Raw genomic sequence first — 18,454 nt, 5'->3', positions numbered from 1 at the left:
AGACGTTATACCGAAGCTGTCATCTCTTCAGAAATGGGGGAAACTGATGTGCGGAAATCGAACAAACCAGCCAATCCAGGCTCACCACAGGCAAATACGGGCATTCGAGTAAAAGGCAACCGGCCCTTAGCGATACCTCATCGGCCGGCCGGGTATGACGCGGCCCACTGCCGCGATGACAGGTCGCCGCTCCGCGGTCCACAATTGACCAGATGATCCTGGCGGTCAACCCGTTTCTTACGCCGAACTAACTAGCACCCGCGAGCCATCATCCATCAACAATTCATTTTGACGAATTGTTGATTTATCCCAGCAAAAACCCTAGAAACAGGAGTCTTCCGTGACTACAGACTATGTGAACGCCAACCGTTTTTCGCGCACCGACATCCCCGTGCGCGATCTCGAGCCGCAGGTGCTGACCACCAGGGGGGCGACCAGACTGATCGTCGCGACCCCGTCGTCCGCCCCGCAGCTGTGGCTAGATTATCTGGACGGCGCTCGCCAGTCGTATGCCTCACACGGCGTCTCCATGGCTCTCGAGTACGACACCGTCGTGCGCGGCGACTGCACATCGTTGTTCTACGCAGCGGTCGACGAAGACGGCACGGTCATCGGAGGCCTTCGGGCGCAGGGACCCTACGTCGACCCGCATCAGTCACACGCGTTATTGGAATGGGCGGGGCAGCCCGGTCTGCAACTGGTCACCGATGCGATCCGGTCACGGCTGGACGAGGGAATCGTCGAGGTGAAGACCGCCTGGGCCGCTGACGGCCCGACCGCACCCACCGTTGCCGGCATGCTCGCCCGCCTCGCAATCCCCACCTTCACGCTTATGGGCACGCGTTACATCATGGCGACGGCCGCCGACCACGTTCTGCGTCGCTGGGAATCGTCCGGCGGTCGTGTGGCCGAGCACATCCCCGCCTCGCCGTACCCGGACAGCCGTTACCGCACCAGCCTGATGTGGTGGGACCGTGAGACCTTGGCCGTCGACGCCGATCCGGCGGTCTACGCACAGATGGTGGCCACCTCTGCGCCGCTGACCACCAACCGTCAGAGTTCGTTCTCGCCGTCGCGCGTGGGCGCTGCCTGATCTTTGTCGTTGACACGACGCACGAGTTCCAACACGCCGACGTTGCGGGTCGTATCCACGATCTTGACGGTCGGCTCAGATGGTGGCCCCGGGGTCCAACCGATCGCCGGGGCCACCATGGACACGACCCTGTTCCGTCCGCCGTTCTTGGCGTAATAGACGCTCTGGTCGGCCAATCGGGTGAACGTATCGATGACCTTGTCGATATTCGGAGTCCCGCCGACGGATTTGCTCAGTGGTCCCTGCACAGCGCCGACGCTGATGGTGACAGGACATTGTTCCGCGACGGCCAGACGAATGTTCTCGGCGGCCCCGAAAAGGTCGTCTCGACTTTCGGATACGTACATGACGACAAACTCCTCACCGCCGAAGCGACTCAGGAGAGCGAACGGCGGTGCCGCATTCTCGATCGCGGCGACAGCATCGACCAACACCGCGTCGCCGGCCGCGTGGCCAAGAGCATCATTGACGTTCTTGAAGTCGTCTATGTCGATCATCATGAAGCCCACGGATTTTCCACTCGCGACGACCCGTTCGAGCACCCCGCTACTGCTGTTGAGAAATCCACGCCGGTTCAGAATTCCGGTGAGCGGATCGGTGTCTCCCAGTTTCGCCACGCGCGACAACGCGAACTCGAGCGATCGACGTAGCGCCACAACCATGAAGACCGGTACCAGAACCGTGGTCACAGACGCACCACCGGCAACCATCACGGCAACCCACGACGTCGCATTCAGAGTCGACAGGTACACGGCGAGCGCCATGGCGAACAATGCGAAAGAAATGGTCACCCGAAGCGACGAGGCCATTGCTGCAATCGCGGGGATCGCCGCCAACAGTGCGACAATCGCTCGCGCCACGGTGGGGTCTGTGACGAGATACGCGGCCCAGGCCACTCCGACCATTCCGCCGAATCCAAGTATTGCGAATTGTCTATCGGTCAAACGACCTACATAGAGCGTGATCGCAAATGTGATCGCCGAGAACAGCCAGATCACGAGGAGATATTTCATCCCACCGGGAGAGATGAGAGACGGTGCGATCAACGCGAAGATCGGCAACCCGATTGCGCCGAAGGTGCTCAAGAGAACGGCCGTCGAGCGCGCGTCGAAGCGTTCGAAGAAACCTGAACTCACGGTCGCAGCCTGTCCATTCCTGTGGAAATGTAGCTCGAATCCCGACATTCGTCGATCCCGAGAAATGGGGGTCCCACGATCGTATCCCGCGTTGGCTTCACGAAACTCGGGCGCCTACACGCCGCCCCGGGGTGCACGCCAAAATGCAGTGTAGACAGTCGGCGACAACCCGACCAGGCACCAGAGCGTATTCGTTCGTTGGGGGTATTCTCAGAGGGACCCAGATCGTGTTACCGGGGTCGACCCGGTGTCGGCTCCGCAGATGGGCAGGAAGGTTGGGTATGCCGCTCCCCCCATCGACGTCCGGGTCTGCCCGCGACAGGATTGCGGAGATCCGCGTCGCCACAGCACACCTCGACTTCGATTTCTTGGGCATCTCGGTGGTGTGCCTGGACCCGACCGGCCTGCTCGCAGGCGCAGTCGGCTGGGACCCGGCCGAGAAGATGCGGCCCGCCGCCCACGCTGCTCTGGTCGACATGCTCGGGCCCGAGTGCTCGGTGTCGCTGGGGCCGTACAACGATCTTCTGACCATCGGTTTCGATGTCAGGGCCATCGCACCGGGAACGGTGGAACGCGTGATCTCCGCGTGCCTGACGCGACAGCTCGACATCGATGGCGGCGGCTACTTCGTCCCGGCCTGCCAGGGCGTGGCCATCTCTTCTGTCGTCACCACCGCCAAAGACGTGTCCGACCTCGTCCAGGCAGCCATTTCCGCAATTCACTACGCGATCGTCGACGGCGACACCGTCGCGCACGCCACCCCGGACTCGATCGCCCGATTGCAGAAAGAGGTGTCGAGGACTACCGAGTTGTCGAACGCAGTCGGCAGCGACTTCGCGCTCTACTACCAACCGATCATCGACATCACCACCCTGAACACCGTCGGTTACGAGTCGCTGCTGCGCTGGCGGGTAGCCGATGAGGTCCGCAAACCCCACGACTTCCTCGACGCCGCCGAGGCCACCTCGCTCATCATCCCGATCGGCCGCTGGGGCGTACAGGCCGCACTGGAACAACTGGCGATCTGGCGGCGCACCTCCAGGACGCCCGGCCTGTTCGTCTCGGTCAACTTCTCCGCACGGCAGTTGCAGGACCGGGGGCTACCCGAACTGATCGCCGCGACACTGAAAACCACCGGAGTCCCGGCCGACGCACTGTGGGTCGAGGTCACCGAACGTGACCTGATAGAGGTCGGATCCCTTGCCTCGGCCACACTCATCGAGCTCGATGCACTCGGTTGCACCGTCTGCGTCGACGACCTCGGCACCGGGTTCGCCGCGCTGCGATACATGGTCGAGCAGCCCGTGCAGGTGGTGAAGGTCGATCGGTCCCTGGTCACGAAGGTGGGCAGCGACGACAACACCATGCGCAGCATCGTCAAGGCGGTGTGCGCCCTCTCGAACTCACTCGGGATGGCGACCGTGGCCGAGGGAGTCGAAGACCCCGGTCAGATCGAGCACCTGCGCGAACTCGGATTCACGCACGGGCAGGGCTACCTGTTCGGGAAACCCGCGCCCGCGGACGAGATCATGCTGGATGCCTCCTAGCCGCCGACAACGTCTACGGCCCCGCCCAGCGTGCCCAGACCGTCCGGTGCGAGACCGAGCGCGTCCAGGCACACCTCGACTACGGACTCACGGATGAGCCAGTGCATGGCGGGATGGTCCCCGGACTCACACACTCTGACGTTCGGCCGTCGGCCACGACGGCCGAGTGTCTCCAGTGCACGAGGGCCACGATTGAGAATGAACCTCTCGTAATCCCATGGCGAAAAGATCAGATCCGGTGTGACCCCGCGCTTTGCCAGCGCAGACAGCAGAATTTTTGGGGCCTGTACCACGCCGACGACCCCCAACAGGTTCACGACCGCGTACGGCATGTGGGCGCGCAGGAGGGGTCCGAACCTCTCACGCAACTTCATCTGCAGCGCTGTCAGCCTGCTGTCGGGCCCCGTGGACTCGACCACCTCGGACACCGAGGGGCCGGCACCGATTGCAGACGCCTTGGTGGTGTCGAATGCTGTTGCGCGCAATCGCCACATCAACGGATTGACCATTACGACTCTGGACTGCGGTCCTCTCTTCCCGATGTGCGCAGCGAGCCATGAGCCTGAGCACACACCGGCGTGGACTACGCGTGACGGCGCACCCACCGTCGCGAACTCGGTGACCGCTTGCGCCTGACCCACCGATTCGGTTGTGTGCAACGGTGAGAAGTCGTCGATCGGATCGACCGGTGACGTCTCCCCGACCCCGTAGCGGTCATAGCGAACGGCTCGGCCACCTCGGCGCGCGACGAGTTCCGCAAGTTCAGCCCACAAACGCGCCGGTCCGGTGCGGATGTCGTTGGCGGTGGAGTGGGCCACGAGTAACGGCGCATCCGAGGGCCGCTCGCTGTCGGGTTCGGTGATCCAGACGATCGTTCCGTCGTCGAGGGTGTGAATGCTCTTTCTGATCGCGAGACCCATCGGGCTTTCGGGGAGCACGACGTCATTCCACGACGTGACGACCGCACTGTGGGTTTCGGTTCCGACTGTGGTGTCGAACCACTGAGCGATTCGCTCGATCACGGCGACGGGGAACTCGAAATACACGGTGTGAGAGGCCACGAAAGGTGTCGGATCCCCGATGGGAAACACCTCGGCACCCGCAGCTTCCAATTCGGTCGCGAATCGTCCGTTCACGTCGGTGTCGCGTATCCCGCACAGCATCGCCTTGGGTCCCCGGGCCAGGGTCTGCGCGGTCAAGTGCATGCGAGCCAACGCATCGGCTGCACTCTGGGCCAGCGATGTGCCCACCAGATGCACCCGAGGATCGTCGGCATCGACCGACCCGACCGACAGGTTGTGCAACGCCGTCTGGCCGCGAACGTAGGGACGCCCTTTGACCACAGGGTCCCACAGGACCAGGGCGTCGAGGGTCTGCAGGAGGTCCTCGTTCTGGCCGCCGAGCAGTGCCCCTGCTCGAAGTCCGACAAGCGACACGCTCTCAGTGTGCGCGCGTACGAAACTCACCGCAATGTCGATGCTGTCGAGCCAGCGCCCCGCAGCCTCCGGCGATTCTTGCGATCCGGACGACTCGCCGGTGCATGCGTAGTCGAAACGGAGAACGAAGAAACCCATGCGGGCCAGCACTTCCCCGAGATACTTCATGCCTCTGGTGGTGTCGGCCTGCTCTTTGCCCAGCGGTGCACACATCACCACACCCCCACGCACCTGTGAGTTCACGGGAAGGTGCACGACCCCGAACAACGGGGCCGCCGCTGGACCGAAATAGGTTGGCAGTGATGTCGTATCCGGCAGATCGCTCACGCTTTATCCTTCGAGCACTGCGACGACCCGCGCCGGCCATCGGGCCACATCGAGACCATGTGTACGGAGCATGGCCAGCGCGATGCGTTCCATTCCGAAACCCACACAAGCACTGTGTGCCGGTTCGCCGTCTTCGGTCTTGATATCGAAAGTGACCCCGAAATGGTCGCGATGGCAGTTGCACGAGACCACCGCGGTCCCCTCGTCGAGGTCATCGTATAAACGGACGACGAGTTCGGTTTTGAGGCTCTCCTCGAGTTGGTTGGCGGCCAACATTTTTCCGACCCGACCGAAGAACGGATCATTCGCCGCGACCGGTGCGGCCGAGAGCCCCAGGTCTTCGAGGACTTGCAGACCACGCGGCACCCACGAATCCCTGTGCTGCTGAGCCTGCTCGGGTGTCCCGACTCGCACGAACTCATGCATGCGGAAGGCCTGCATCCGCGCCGGATCGATCGCCGGCTCGTGCCGAAAACAGTATCCGTAGATGTCCATGGTCGTGCCGTCCTGCGCCAACGTGCCCGTCAGACCGGAATAGCTAGGATGGCACGCGGCCGAGACGAGCATCGTGCCTGCCGGGGTGAGGTGGTGGTCCCAGCCCAGACCGGCGTCGCGATCACCGAGCAGTGCACGGTGCTTCTTGTTGTCGCCTTCGAATGTCGAGATGGCCCCGGTCAGATTCGGGAACGACGCGATGTAATCGGTCTTCTCGAATGAATCCCGCGGGAACACCGGCGGAAAACGTAGCCGCCGAATGCCGCTGCCGTGTGCGGCTGAACCCGCTCGTTGCACCACCCGGTCGATGCCGTCGATGATGTCCTCGAATACCGCGCCGCGCCCGTACAGCCCCGCGATTCCCGACGGGACGAGTAGATCCGCGTCAATCAGTTGGTCACGGAACTCGCGACGCGCGTTCTCCAGCGCGGCGTGATGTTCGGATTGGTCGATCGCTGTCATCATCGTCCCCTGTAGGCAAGTACCAATTGAGCATTGTTGGCGCGGATACGTTCGTTCGAAACCATGAGCTGCGGCCCAAAGGCGTCGCGGAGCAGTCGTCCCATCGACGCGACATGATCCTCCCGGTACGCGTTGATACCAGTCATGGCGAGCGCAGCGGAGACGACGTCGACGACTGCCTGCGAGGCAGCGAGTTTCAGGTTGTTCAACGCGATGGCGAATCCGACGGTGGTCTCCAGCTCGCCGGACGCGAGGAAGTCTTCGTAGCGGCGAATCTCTTGGGCAACGGACGCCTCGAAGCGTTGATGGATGACGAGCAGGTCCGCGAACGCGGCGGTACGGTCCGTGGCTCCCCCGCCGTTACGCCTTGCCGCAGCGCGTACCTGAACCCTGGCCTTAGAGACCGCCGCATCCGCGATCCCGAGCCAGACAGATGCCCAGAGGGTATGCGAGGACGGGAGCATGGTGTGCGACGAGATGGTCCCGTAATCGACAGGCAGCACGTTCGACGGCACCGTCCTGGCCCTCAAGATGAAACCGGGGCTACACGTGCCGCGGAAACCGAGCACATCCCAGGTGCCGGTCTTCTCGAGCTCGATGTCAGACCGCGGACAGACGATGAGCACCTGGTCACTGGGAGGGCTGTCCGGACCGCGCCGCGCGGTGGCACAGATGTAGTCCGCGTACTCGCCGTAGGAGATGACCGGTGCGTTCTTCTCGAGCACCACCTCGGCCCCGTCCGATATCACGGCACACCCGGATGACCGGACATCCCCGCCGGTGGAGATCTCTGTGGTCGCAGACGCCAGCAACGCCCCCTCGGCGGCGATCGTCCGGGTCAGTTCGGCGATGTCGCCCTGCGCTCCGTGCCATCGCAACGACAGCGCTTGCGTGTGGTGCATGGCAAATACCATTGCCGCCGAACTACAGCCGGCGCCGAGAGCGCGGGCCATGGTCGCCAGGTCGGAAATACTCGTCGATCGTCCGCCTAGTGCGGTCGGCAGGGAACAGGAGAGAAGGCCGTTGTCGCGCATGGCCGCAACGGCTTCATGCGGAAAACGAGCGTCACGATCAACTTCGTGCGCGGCTGCGGCCGCAACGATGACGACTTTCTCGTAGTCGAGCTCGGCACCGGTCGAACCGGCAAGACTGGATTCGGTCACGATGTGGTCCTATCCCATTGTCGGCGCACGTAATCGCCTTGGTACCCGCCAGAACTGCGGCAGGTCAAAGCCCCCCGGAGATACTGTAATCTACGAGACTCGGGGGTAAGAAGCACGATCAACATCGTCGACTCAATCGTTTTGCGGGGTGCAGGTCCTGTCTCTCGTGGACGATTCACGAGAGGGACTGCAGTGGAAGAGCGTATTCGCGAAGTTCTTGCGAACCATGGCCGGTTGTCGGTCGACCCACAATCGGTCACCTCCGAGGCCGATTTGTACGAATTGGGATTGACATCGCACGCCAGCGTCAATGTGATGCTTGCTCTCGAAGACGAGTTCGATGTCGAGTTTCCCGACGAGGACCTCAAAAAGGCCACCTTTTCCTCCGTCCAGAGTCTTGCAACGGTGGTGAACAAACTCCTGGACGGTGTTGCGTGAACACCGGCGCCGCGCCTCTGGTCATCTCGGCCGACGGCCCCCGCCCGCATCCGGTCCATGACGGAGACCGCATCTGGCCGGAGACCAACTGCTACATCGATCTCTGGGTCGAGCTGCTCCACGCCCTCGGCCGTGACCCGGTTCCTGCGTTCGCCTGCGCCCTCTCCGCCGACCACGACGGCGGCCAGTGGACCTTTCTGAAGGTGACCCAGGAGGATCTCCGCCGTTTGTACGGCCTGGAGGTCACCGAGGAGAACGTCTGGATGCCGTTGGTGGACACAGTGGAAAGCGGTCCGGCACGGCAGTTGCTGCACACCGTCGAGGTCGACAGCTGGTGGCTCCCGGACACCGCGGGCACCGATTATCACCACAACCACGTCAAAACGACCATCGTGCCGGTGCGGTTCGACCGAGAGCAGCGACAGCTGACCTATATCCACAACTCCGGGACCCACTCTCTTGCCGGTGACGACTTCGCGGGCATCTTCGGCCTGGGCGACAGTCCGCGGTCCGGGCTGTTGCCCTACGTCGAGCAGATCCGCTGGTTTCCCGATCGGCAGGAGCCCGATGTGTTGTTGCCAATTGTCCGAGAACACCTCTCCCGGCGCGCTCCGGGTAATCCGATCGATCGGCTTGCGGGCGACGTCCGCTCCGCGGTCGGCTGGCTGCCGGACGCCGGGATGGAGACCTTCCACCTGTGGGCATTTGCGACGCTTCGACAATGCGGCGCGACCGCCGAGCTAGCCGCCGACCTCAGTTCCCATCTTGGCGCCGATCTGGCACCGGGGGCGGCGGAGGCAGCACCGTGTTTCCTCGACGTCGCCCGAGGAGCGAAAGCCGTTCAATTCAAGATGGCTCGAGCCGCCCGCGGCCGGACTGTCGAGGTCGACGACCTGCTCACGGCGATGGGCCGGGCCTGGACGCGTGGTGTCGACATCGTGGCCGAGTCCGTGGCGGTATGACGAGCGTCTCCGGTTGGCGGCTCGTCGGCACCGAGCCCGGTGCCGCGGCGACGCCCGGCGAACTCGGCGCACGGTGGGACGACGCGGTACAGATCGGCGAGGCCACCACCGTTGGGGCGATACGGGACTCTGCGGAGGCAATCGACGCGCTGGACTGGTGGTTTCAGACCTCTCTTTCGTCGTCGGCCCCCCGGACCATCGCGTTCGAGGGCGTGACCGCGCCCGCCACGGTGTTCATCGACGGTCAACCCGTCGCCGCGGTGGAGTCGATGTTCCTGCCAGTGTTGGTCCACGTTCCCGCCGGTCGGCATCAGCTGTCGGTCCACCTCCCTTCGCTCGACCGGGCTCTCGCGAAACGTCGACCCCGCGGCCGCTGGCGCTCATCGCTCATTGCGGCGCAGGGCATGCGGTGGGTGCGCACCTCCCTGATCGGGCGGGCACCCATCTACCAGGGACCACCAGCTCCGGTCGGGTTCTGGCGCCCAGTGCGTTTCGTACCCGAGTCAGCGCCCCGGGAAATCGTCGTACGCCCCGTGGCAGCGAGCGGGCGGGTCGACATCGCCGGCGTGGTATCCCCCGACACTCCGGTGACAGTGGCCATCTCGTACCGAGCTCGTGAGGTCGCCCGGGCGTCGGTTCACACCGATGCGACCGGGCGCTACCGCGTCGCTGCGACGGTGCCCGACCCACACCTGTGGTGGCCACGCGGCTACGGCGATCAATCGCTGTACACGGTGACCACCCTGGTGGACGAGACAGCAATTGATCAGCGCATCTTCGGCTTTCGCACCGTCACGGCCACCACCTCCGACGGCGGCTTCGGCATCCGTGTCAACGACGTGGCGATCTTCGCCCGCGGCGCTGTCTGGATGGACCCGGTTCAGGACGCAGACTCCCAGGCGACCGATTCTCTGCGCAGGCAACTGGGACACCTCGCTGACGCGGGCGCGAACATGATTCGTATTCCCGGGGGCACCACGTACGCCGGTCCCGAGCTGTGGGCGCTGTGCGCCGAACACGGAATCCTGGTGTGGCAGGACGTGATGCAAGCGACGTTCGATCCCCCGGAGGAGGTCTGCGACCTCCTCGTCAAAGAACTACAGGACGTACTGCGAACGGTGTCGGGAAACCCTGCACTCGCAGTGGTCAGCGGCGGAAACGAGACGATCCAACAACCCGAGATGCTCGGTCTTGACCCTGCGCAACGGCGGATCGAACTGTTGCACACCATCTTGCCGACGGTGGTGGCCGTCGAGGCAGACGTACCCTACGTTCCTGCCAGCCCCTCGGCTCCCGTCGGATCCGATGACCTGGCGATCAGGCCGGATTCCGGTGTTAGTCACTGGTTCGGGGTCGGCGGATACCTTCGTCCGTTACCCGACGTGCAACGTGCGGGCGTCCGGTTCGCTGCGGAGTGCCTGGCGTTTGCGATTCCGCCATCGCCGGCTGCCGTCGACCGCCATTTCTCCGGCGCGCGGGTGGCCGGGCATGCGCCCGACTGGAAGACCGGGGTCCCCAGAGACCGCGGATCCTCCTGGGATTTCGAGGACGTTCGCGACCATTACGTGTCTGAAGTCTTCGCGGTCAATCCTTTTCTGGTTCGCAGGCTCGCCCCCGACCGCTATCTGCAGCTCGGTCGCGCGGCCATCGCCGAGGCAATGGTCGCTTGCTATTCCTGTTGGCGGAGGGAGGACTCACGCTGCGACGGGGCGTTGGTGCTCTCGGCCCGGGATCTACGCCCGGGACCCGGGTGGGGTCTACTCGACGTGGACGGCGATCCGAAGGCCCCACTCGATGCACTGTCCAGGGTGTGGGCCCCCATCGCTGTGACCGCGACATCCGAGGGCCTGTCGGGTGTACGCATCGACGTCTACAACGACGGCCCGACTCCATTGGCGGGCACGCTCGCGTTGATCGCGACCAACTCATCGGGACACCGCGTCGCCGACGCCGACACTGCCGTGGTCGTCGAGCCGCACTCGTCGGTCACGTTCCACGACGCTGATCTGACAGGTCGATTCACCGATCTGGCCCACGCCTACGGCTTCGGGGCGGCGGTCGCCGATGCCGTCGAGGTCTCCCTCCGCATGGATGGCGCCGTCGTGGCGCGCGACGTCTTGATCGTGACGCCGAGGCCGGAGCAGGCCCGTAGCGACCTCACCGCCACCGCGAATCAGGTCGCGGGAGACTGGTATCTGACGCTACAGACATCGGTGTGCCTGCGCTATGTGCAGATCGCCCTGGCGGGCTGGCGGCCATCCGACAACTTCTTCCATCTTGCCGGAGGGTCGGCGTACGTGGTCCGGCTGGTTCCACACGATGGTGCCCGCGAACAGCCCTCGGGCACAGTGACTTCAATCGACCATCACCTGCCCATCCGCGTTGTGGTGGACGATCAAGAACGTGAGTCGTGATGATCCCCGCCGACGCGCACCTGTCGCTCGCACCGCCGCCCGGCACCCGCATCGGTTGCGATGTGGTGGCCATTTCCGACATCCGTGACTCCGTAACGGCGTTCGGTTCACGCTTTCTGCACCGTGTCTTCACCGAGAACGAACTCCAGGACTGCGCCGGCAGTATCGAACGCATGGCTGCACGGTTCGCGGCGATGGAAGCGGTTGTCAAGACATTCGCCGACCCCGAGATGGCAACACCCCCGCGCGAGATCGAGGTGGTCTTGCGCCGTGGTGTGCCGTTCGTGAATTTGGCAGGTTCTGTCGCGGCGCGAGCCCGGGCGTTGGGCTGGCAGTTCGGGCAATTGTCGTTGTCACACACCGCTTGTCACGCGATGGCGGTGATCATCGTTTCGGTCGACGAGCCTGATCGGCCCCGAGGTAGTGGTCGAACAGCGCCGCCAGCTCACCCAGGGTGACCGCCAACTCGAACTCACGCTGAACCAATTCTCTGCCTGCATCCGCCAATTGGGTCACCTCGCCACCCCTGGCGATGGTGACTTCGAGCGCCCGCCGCAGATCGTCGACATCGCCGGGCCGGGCAAGCGCCCCGGTCACCTCGTCCACGATGATCTCCGGGATGCCGGACAGCGACGTCGACACCGTGGGCACTCCTGATGCCAACGCCTCCATCAGCGCGACCGGGAGCCCCTCCATCTGGCCGTCCGCGGCCACGACGCTCGGCAGCACGAACACATCGGTGGACGCGAGCTTCTCCGCGACAAAGACCTCGGTGCGAGCACCGAGGAATTGAATCCGTTCCCCGAGACCGAGTTCGCGGGCGAGTTCGGTGAGGGGCTCACGGAGCGGCCCGTCGCCGATCAGGTCGAGTTCGATGCGATCGACACCCGTTCCACCGGCTGCCAGCGCCCGCAGCAGAATCTCGTGCCCCTTGTATTCCTGCAGAGATGCCACGCAGAGAACTCTCACGGGCCCCGCCGCGGCCGGCTCTCGGGGACGGAACGGGTAATTGGAGGTCTCGATTCCGCAATGCACCACGTGCACAGCGGTTTCTGCGTCGGTTCGCCGATTCAGCAATCGCCGGTTGTACTCCGAGATGGTCACCACGAACGTCGCCTCGGCCATCTTGCGAGAAAGCATGGACTGATCGACATACAGGTCATGCGCATGAGCGGTGAAGCTATAGGTGACGCCGATCAGTCGGTGACAGACCCAGGCTGCCAGAGCCGGATAGGTGGCGTAGTGCGCGTGGATATGAGCGTTCGGAGTCGTTCGCCCGATATCTCTCGCATGCGCGCAGGCGAGGACGACCGTCACCAGGGCTCGCGGAAGCAGCCGCGGAGATCGGCGGTGACCGGCGACGACCAGTGCCAGGACCGTCATCAGCGCCAGCGGATGGCGGCCGAGCGCCCAACCGAACGCGAACAGGGCATCGCCCCCTGAGGGGCGCCGGACCCGGTCTGTCCACCGCCGGGACACCTCGTGCACGGCGGTATCCGGAGAGGGAAAAAGCGACCGCAGGGAAATGTCGAAGCGACCCAGGCGCGACAGCCCATCCACCTCACGAACGATGAAAGTCTCTGAGGTACGAGGAAATCGCGACACCAGGTACACGATCTGTACCGGGGCCGCGCTCACCGCTTCTTGCCTGCGGCCTCGGCGTACAGGGCGTACAACCGCTCCGCCCAGGACGACGCCGAGAACTCGGAGCGCGCCCGGATGACCGCCGCCTCTCCGAGCGTTCGGCAACGCCCTGGGTCGGCGAGCAACCCGATGACCGTATCGGCCAGAGCCCGTGGATTGTTCGGTTCGAACAGCATCCCGGTCTCACCGTGTACGACAATGTCGGAGATGCCCCCGGTGCGAGACGCCGCCACGACCCGGCCCGACGCGGCGGCCTCGATCAGCACGGTCGGCAGGTTCTCGCCGTGTATCGACGGCAGCAGCACGATGTCGGCCGCGCGGTAGACCTTCGGCATGTCCGACCGGATCCCGGCGAACACCACGTTCCGCCCGACCCCGGCGGCGGAAACCTCTGCCCGCAATTCTGCTTCGGCGGATCCACCACCCACGAGCGAGAGAACAGCGTCCGGGAAGCGCTCGAGGACGAGTGGCCAAGCGCGGATCGCGTTGGGAATACCCTTGAAATCCCGGAATGCCGCGGGCAGAACGACCAGTGGCCCCCCGGTACCGCCCAGTTCCGTGCGGACCTCCGCATCTACCGGCCCGGGTACAAAGTTCCCGATGTCGATCCCGTTGTGCATCACGCCCCAATTGCCCGGCAGGCCTTTCGGACGGTAGATCTCCTGAAACGAGTCGCGAGAAGCCTGCGAGACGAACAGCGCCCGGTAGGCGTGGCCGGCAGCGGCCACGGCGAGACGCTCACGCGCGCCCTCGCGACCGGTCAGCGGACGAGCGACGTGATGGAAAGTGCAGACCGCGGAACGGCCGGCGATGGCGGCAGCGGGAACGGCGAGCGTCGTCGCCATCTCCAGGTGTGCGTGCACGACATCGAAGTCCGCGCGGCGGATCTCCCGCACCACCTTGGGAATTGCGGTGGGGTCGAGCAACCGTTTGATGCCGAGCGCCCGGGTGGCCACTCCGGCCTCGGTCAAGATCTCGTTCGTCTTCACAGCGTCCGCCGAGGCGTCGAGCACGCTGACGAACTCCATCTCGACATTGCTGTCCCGGAACGCCACGGCGAGCGGCGCCAGTAATGTCTCGGCGCCGCCCATCCGAAAGGCATCGATCAGCAACAGTACCCGGAGCGGTCGTGTCATCTGATGACTTGTAACCGTTTCCACGGAATCGCCGACATTCCGTCGTAGTCCCACCTGAATCCTGCCCTTTCGTAAACCTGGCCGATCGATCCTGCCGGGGCCCGGGTGTCGAGTTCGAAACTCATACTGAGTGGCGATCCACCTATGTCGATGACAAAGGCGCCGTATTGTTGCAACGCTCTGGCGACTGTTCGTTCGCCGGAAGTCAGTTGGAGAGTGCTGAGATCAAGTGTCGGATCCAGGCGGAGGCGCGCACCTTCTGGCAGGCAGTCAGAACGCGTAGAATTCCCGTCCGTCTTGATCGCCGGACTGCGGAAGATTCCAGCACAGATGTTGTCGCTCTGCACGACAAGCGCGTGCTGGATCGATCCTCGTTCGATCTCTGCGATCCGGACGACACCGCCGAGCCGCGACGCGCCCGAACCGGTGCTCGCGCCACCCCAGCCCGATCCGTCCAGCGGATTGACGGCCCCGAAGGATGCCGTCCACTTTCCGCCGGAGTTGCGGGCCTGCCAGAACTCGTAGATCCTGTTGGCGCCCTGATCGACGACGACCATCGCGCCATCGCTGCCGCTGTGGGGTCTGGCTCCGTTCGGGATGGGAACCTGCTTGCCCGCGAAAGGACATGGACCCCAGTAGGTGATCGTGCAGTTCACCGTATAGCGCGGTGTGCGTCGGTCTGCACCGTATATCGGGATACCGAACTCGACGGTCGACGCATACACCTGGCCGTCCCTCGTGGCACGCGCAATCATTGCTTGGCTCACCGGATCGATCTGGGCGTTGCCGGCAATGGTTGTGTTGAACGGACTGTTGGTCGCAAAGGGATTGGCGAGCGTTGCTCCGGCAGAGGTGGTTTGACTTCGGAAGATGAAGGCTCCTGTTGCGATGGCCACTGCCGCGACCACCGTCATTATCAGCGCGACGTGCCATTTGGGATGGAGCCCGAACCACCAGGTCTTCTGCACTGCGTGTTTGCCCATGTCTGCCTCCGGGTTGGTCATGACGCCCCCTCCAGTGACAATACGATCCGGTCGGCCGCCACAGACCACGATTCGGTCAAAAATGATCGTCCGGTGCAACCCAGACGCTCCGCGAGGTCTGGATCCGTGAGCAGCGTGACCATCGCCGCGGCGAGTGCGGCTGCATCGCCCGCAGGCACCAACAGGCCTGTTTCCCCATCTCGGACGACGTCCGGCAGGTCCCCCACCGCAGATGCGATGACCGGCCTACCGAAAGTGAACGCGAGGTGGGCGACTCCGCTCTGACTCGCCCGGACGTACGGCGTCACCACCACCCGCGCCGACTGCACGATGCCCGCGACATCGGTATGTGCGACGTAACCTGCTCTGGCGTCGACATTCCCGATCTCCGCGGCCCGGCGCAACAGACTCGCATGATCGACATCGGCACCGACCGCCCCGGCGAGTACGAGTTCGGCGGCGGGCAATTGCCTGCGCACCAGAGCGAACGCGTCGAGCAGGACGTCGATGCCCTTGTACGTCGTCCACGTTCCGAAGAAGAGCGCCACCGGACCCGTGTCGGACACGGCCACAGCGTCATCGTTGGTCACCAGTAGACCTTCGTCTCCGTGCGGGATGACGACCACCTCGCCGCCGGGTTCGAAGTGCTCGAGCACCACTTCCCGGGTACGAGGCCCGAGCACGAATGCCACGTCCATGCGCCGCCAGGCCGCAGCGAAGGCCGCGTCCACCAGCCGGCCCGACTTGGGTGTGCTCGTGTCGCGGGCGTCTGATCGCGGAAGTGGTTCGTGCGCAACGATTCCAAAAGTCGACTTACGGACCAGGTGGGTGATGAGCACCACGAACATGGGTTCAAAGGTGAATCGCCAATGCGACCAGAGCACCGCGCGGGGGCGGATGCGTAGCAACACCGCTGCGAGGACGAGCCAGGCCACCATCAGCTGCCCGGCCCGTAGGCCGCGCCTTGCAAGTCGCAGCGGCTTCGATAGCACCTCGGTGTCGGCGGGATGCCACGTCGGCAGCGACGACTTGATGGTGAAGCCGGGCTGGCTCGAGGTGAACTCGGGGTTCGGACCAGTGAGAAGGATGACGCGCTCACCCCGGCGGGCGAGAGCCTGGCCCAGCTGCACGGCGAACTGAAAGAGACCGCCTGACGGTGAGAACTCGACCAGGACGATGGGTCGGGTCATGGTGCAGTCCCCGCCCTGGCGCGCCGGCGGACGCCAGCAGACTCGCCCGCTAATCTGCGAATCGTCAACCCGACGCCGACTGCAACCGCCGCACCGATCAGCACCGCGACTGATGTGGCCGCCCCGGAATGGGTTGGTTCGCTGGTCATCCGCTGACCGACGTCGACGATCGAGTAGTCGCTGTCCGCGCCGACCTCTCGGATCCGTTCGAGCGCGAGGTCTACATCGGCTCGCAGTTCCTCGCGCGCGGTGGCGGCGTCCGGGTCCGTACGACTGATTGTCACCACCCCGCGAACAGGGTCGGCAGTGACCGTCGCCGAGTGCTCGGCCGATCTCATGATCGCCGCATAGGTCGGCAGCACAGGTGAGCGCGAACGGATGTCGAGCGCATAGCCATACCCGTCGTCCGTTGAAGTTCCCGGCGGAAGCAACATGAGCTCCTGGGTCGCCGTGGTCTCGGTGGTTGTCGTGGACCACAGTACGGCTCCCGCGGCCAGCACACCGGCGACCGCCGCGGTGATCGTCACGGCGACGCCACGAGCGAATCCTCGCGTGGCCTCGGCCGCGAACGGTCCCCCGGTCGCGCCCATCGCGCCGGCAAGCGCGAGGACCAGCGCGAACGACCGGAAATAGGCGAGGTGCAGGAAGATGCTCGCCACCGACCATGCGGCAACGGCCGCCACTGCAGCAGCCATCAGAACACGGTCGCGCACCGACGGATTCGAATACAGCCGCAGGGCGAGCAGACCGACGATCCCGACGACCATCACCAGCCATCCGGTCAGCCCGACGATGCCCGATTCCGCCGCGAGCTGGGCATAGAGATTGTGGGGGGCGTCGGTGGGGTGAACCACCGCGGTCTGAACGGTCCCCGCGTATTCCGGAACCTGTGTGTAGTAAGTGCCTGGCCCGAAGCCGTAGATCGGCCGATCGTCAAACATCGCCCATGCGATCTGTTGGGCTGCTTTGCGGCCGAGGATCGAAGGATCGATTCCGTAGTCAACGTTCTCCCCGAAGACGTCGTCGTAGAGCGCGGTGAGTCGGTTGCCGATGCCAGGGACGACAAACATCACCCCCACCAGCGGAAACGCGAGCAAACTCCACTTCCGGACTGCTGGGCCGCTCAACACGATCCAGACGACGAGCCCCGCCGCTGCCGCGACGAAGGTGCCCCGGGACTGGGTGAGATAGATGCCGGCGAGGAGCGCAAGCACAGACGCGCCCCACAGCGTGACAGCACGGATGTCTCTCGAGCGGACGGACCGGTGGATCAGAGCACACGCCAGGGGCAGCCCCATGACCAGATTCCGGCCCCAGAAGTTCGAATCAGGAAGTGGGCCACCGTATCGGAGAGTGGTGGTCAGTTCGCCCGAGGCTTCCGTGACCGTCGAGAAGCCGAAGAAAGATGAACCGCCGGCGAAGACGAGCTCGTTCACCAGAGCAAGCAGTGACAACACCGCCAGGGGAACGACGATGGCGACGGCAACCGTCCACGGCCGCGCAGTGAACTGAGCCAGCACGAAGACGATCATCAAGAACACGCAGTCGAGCAGTATCCGCCTGATCGTCCAGATGGACTCCTGCAGTTCCACGCTGCCCATGATCGCAACGGCCTGCGTCGCCAGGTACACGCAAACCAGGCCGGCGAAGACGACCGTCCAGCGATTCAGTCGTGCCCGCATACCGGGATCCCGCAGGGCAAGGGCGATCGTCAACAGCCCGAGCGCCAGCGACGCCGGAAACACCGGCAACGAGACATGTAGGGCGACAACACCTGCCAGGTTCAAGGCCTCCGCGACGACGAGCAGCAGAAGTGTGACCAGTGGACGGCGCATCGCGTACACACCGAGCGCCACACCCACGGGCACGATCAGCAGCAGCAAAATCCGGGGCCCGAGTTGTGTGATCGCAGCGATCAGCGCCAGCCCGGTTCCGACCAGGAACAAGGCAAGGTCGTTGGCCGTGAGAGCCGGCCCGGCTCTGGCGCTGCGCTCCTCGGCCGTTCTGATCTTCGTTGTCATCGCGGAT

15 protein-coding genes are annotated in these 18,454 nt (G+C 64.4%); 6 read left to right on the top strand and 9 right to left on the bottom strand.

Annotated features, from left to right (window positions below):
• The first annotated feature begins 340 nt into the window (after positions 1 to 340).
• Positions 341 to 1,093, top strand: coding sequence for a hypothetical protein (locus DFR67_RS04585; protein WP_211324938.1), 753 nt, complete (start codon positions 341 to 343; stop codon positions 1,091 to 1,093).
• Here DFR67_RS04585 and DFR67_RS04580 read toward each other — a convergent pair.
• Positions 1,054 to 2,229 carry a GGDEF domain-containing protein gene (locus DFR67_RS04580; RefSeq protein WP_110468336.1) on the bottom strand — a complete coding sequence of 392 codons (1,176 nt, stop codon included), beginning with the start codon at positions 2,227 to 2,229 and terminating at the stop codon, positions 1,054 to 1,056. The genes DFR67_RS04585 and DFR67_RS04580 overlap by 40 nt on opposite strands.
• 281 nt (positions 2,230 to 2,510) lie before the next feature.
• Here DFR67_RS04580 and DFR67_RS04575 point away from each other — a divergent pair, with 281 nt between their 5' ends.
• Positions 2,511 to 3,776 carry an EAL domain-containing protein gene (locus tag DFR67_RS04575; RefSeq protein ID WP_158539896.1) on the top strand — a complete coding sequence of 422 codons (1,266 nt, stop codon included), beginning with the start codon at positions 2,511 to 2,513 and terminating at the stop codon, positions 3,774 to 3,776.
• Here DFR67_RS04575 and DFR67_RS04570 read toward each other — a convergent pair.
• The 3 genes from DFR67_RS04570 to DFR67_RS04560 are packed head-to-tail and all read right to left on the bottom strand — an operon-like array spanning position 3,773 to position 7,659.
• Positions 3,773 to 5,539: an alpha/beta hydrolase family protein gene (locus DFR67_RS04570; protein ID WP_110468220.1), complete on the bottom strand. Its 1,767-nt coding sequence runs from the start codon at positions 5,537 to 5,539 to the stop codon at positions 3,773 to 3,775. The genes DFR67_RS04575 and DFR67_RS04570 overlap by 4 nt on opposite strands.
• Before the next feature lie 3 nt (positions 5,540 to 5,542).
• Positions 5,543 to 6,496, bottom strand: coding sequence for an amino acid--[acyl-carrier-protein] ligase (locus DFR67_RS04565; RefSeq protein WP_425451242.1), 954 nt, complete (start codon positions 6,494 to 6,496; stop codon positions 5,543 to 5,545).
• Positions 6,496 to 7,659 (bottom strand): acyl-CoA dehydrogenase family protein, encoded by a 1,164-nt coding sequence (locus DFR67_RS04560; RefSeq protein ID WP_110468218.1) that lies wholly within the window; start codon positions 7,657 to 7,659, stop codon positions 6,496 to 6,498. The genes DFR67_RS04565 and DFR67_RS04560 overlap by 1 nt, the downstream gene beginning before the upstream one ends.
• A gap of 192 nt (positions 7,660 to 7,851) precedes the next feature.
• Here DFR67_RS04560 and DFR67_RS04555 point away from each other — a divergent pair, with 192 nt between their 5' ends.
• From DFR67_RS04555 to DFR67_RS04540, 4 genes are read left to right on the top strand one after another with little or no spacing between them, the layout of a single operon-like run.
• Positions 7,852 to 8,097, top strand: coding sequence for an acyl carrier protein (locus tag DFR67_RS04555; protein ID WP_084890899.1), 246 nt, complete (start codon positions 7,852 to 7,854; stop codon positions 8,095 to 8,097).
• Positions 8,094 to 9,059, top strand: a complete 966-nt coding sequence (locus DFR67_RS04550) for a DUF1839 family protein (RefSeq protein WP_110468217.1) — start codon at positions 8,094 to 8,096, stop codon at positions 9,057 to 9,059. Before DFR67_RS04555 ends, DFR67_RS04550 begins: the two co-directional genes overlap by 4 nt.
• Positions 9,056 to 11,473: a glycoside hydrolase family 2 protein gene (locus tag DFR67_RS04545; protein WP_110468216.1), complete on the top strand. Its 2,418-nt coding sequence runs from the start codon at positions 9,056 to 9,058 to the stop codon at positions 11,471 to 11,473. Before DFR67_RS04550 ends, DFR67_RS04545 begins: the two co-directional genes overlap by 4 nt.
• A complete protein-coding gene (locus tag DFR67_RS04540) occupies positions 11,473 to 11,931 on the top strand; it encodes a holo-ACP synthase (RefSeq protein ID WP_110468215.1) in 459 nt (152 codons plus the stop codon). Before DFR67_RS04545 ends, DFR67_RS04540 begins: the two co-directional genes overlap by 1 nt.
• Here DFR67_RS04540 and DFR67_RS04535 read toward each other — a convergent pair.
• The 5 genes from DFR67_RS04535 to DFR67_RS04515 are packed head-to-tail and all read right to left on the bottom strand — an operon-like array spanning position 11,858 to position 18,447.
• Positions 11,858 to 13,111, bottom strand: coding sequence for a glycosyltransferase (locus DFR67_RS04535; RefSeq protein ID WP_110468214.1), 1,254 nt, complete (start codon positions 13,109 to 13,111; stop codon positions 11,858 to 11,860). The genes DFR67_RS04540 and DFR67_RS04535 overlap by 74 nt on opposite strands.
• Positions 13,108 to 14,253: a glycosyltransferase family 4 protein gene (locus DFR67_RS04530; RefSeq protein WP_110468213.1), complete on the bottom strand. Its 1,146-nt coding sequence runs from the start codon at positions 14,251 to 14,253 to the stop codon at positions 13,108 to 13,110. The genes DFR67_RS04535 and DFR67_RS04530 overlap by 4 nt, the downstream gene beginning before the upstream one ends.
• Positions 14,250 to 15,257, bottom strand: a complete 1,008-nt coding sequence (locus DFR67_RS04525) for a hypothetical protein (RefSeq protein ID WP_245937721.1) — start codon at positions 15,255 to 15,257, stop codon at positions 14,250 to 14,252. The genes DFR67_RS04530 and DFR67_RS04525 overlap by 4 nt, the downstream gene beginning before the upstream one ends.
• Positions 15,254 to 16,426 (bottom strand): glycosyltransferase family 4 protein, encoded by a 1,173-nt coding sequence (locus DFR67_RS04520; RefSeq protein WP_110468212.1) that lies wholly within the window; start codon positions 16,424 to 16,426, stop codon positions 15,254 to 15,256. Before DFR67_RS04520 ends, DFR67_RS04525 begins: the two co-directional genes overlap by 4 nt.
• Entirely contained in the window at positions 16,423 to 18,447 is a 2,025-nt protein-coding gene (locus tag DFR67_RS04515) for an O-antigen ligase family protein (RefSeq protein WP_110468211.1), read from the bottom strand. Before DFR67_RS04515 ends, DFR67_RS04520 begins: the two co-directional genes overlap by 4 nt.
• Between the last annotated feature and the right edge of the window lie 7 nt (positions 18,448 to 18,454).

Source organism: Williamsia limnetica (assembly GCF_003217475.1).
In the GTDB taxonomy this organism is placed as follows: domain Bacteria; phylum Actinomycetota; class Actinomycetes; order Mycobacteriales; family Mycobacteriaceae; genus Williamsia; species Williamsia limnetica.
The sequence above is the reverse complement of the archived record's forward strand: the minus strand, read 5'-3'. Positions and strand labels throughout refer to the sequence as shown.

Bases quoted from the DNA above. Each gene is read 5' to 3' on its own strand.
- DFR67_RS04575 (WP_158539896.1), top strand. From the start codon at position 2,511: ATGCCGCTCCCCCCATCGACGTCCGGGTCTGCCCGCGACAGGATTGCG.
- DFR67_RS04565 (WP_425451242.1), bottom strand. From the start codon at position 6,496: ATGACAGCGATCGACCAATCCGAACATCACGCCGCGCTGGAGAACGCG.
- DFR67_RS04545 (WP_110468216.1), top strand. From the start codon at position 9,056: ATGACGAGCGTCTCCGGTTGGCGGCTCGTCGGCACCGAGCCCGGTGCC.
- DFR67_RS04540 (WP_110468215.1), top strand. From the start codon at position 11,473: ATGATCCCCGCCGACGCGCACCTGTCGCTCGCACCGCCGCCCGGCACC.
- DFR67_RS04530 (WP_110468213.1), bottom strand. From the start codon at position 14,253: ATGACACGACCGCTCCGGGTACTGTTGCTGATCGATGCCTTTCGGATG.
- DFR67_RS04525 (WP_245937721.1), bottom strand. From the start codon at position 15,257: ATGACCAACCCGGAGGCAGACATGGGCAAACACGCAGTGCAGAAGACC.
- DFR67_RS04520 (WP_110468212.1), bottom strand. From the start codon at position 16,426: ATGACCCGACCCATCGTCCTGGTCGAGTTCTCACCGTCAGGCGGTCTC.
- DFR67_RS04515 (WP_110468211.1), bottom strand. From the start codon at position 18,447: ATGACAACGAAGATCAGAACGGCCGAGGAGCGCAGCGCCAGAGCCGGG.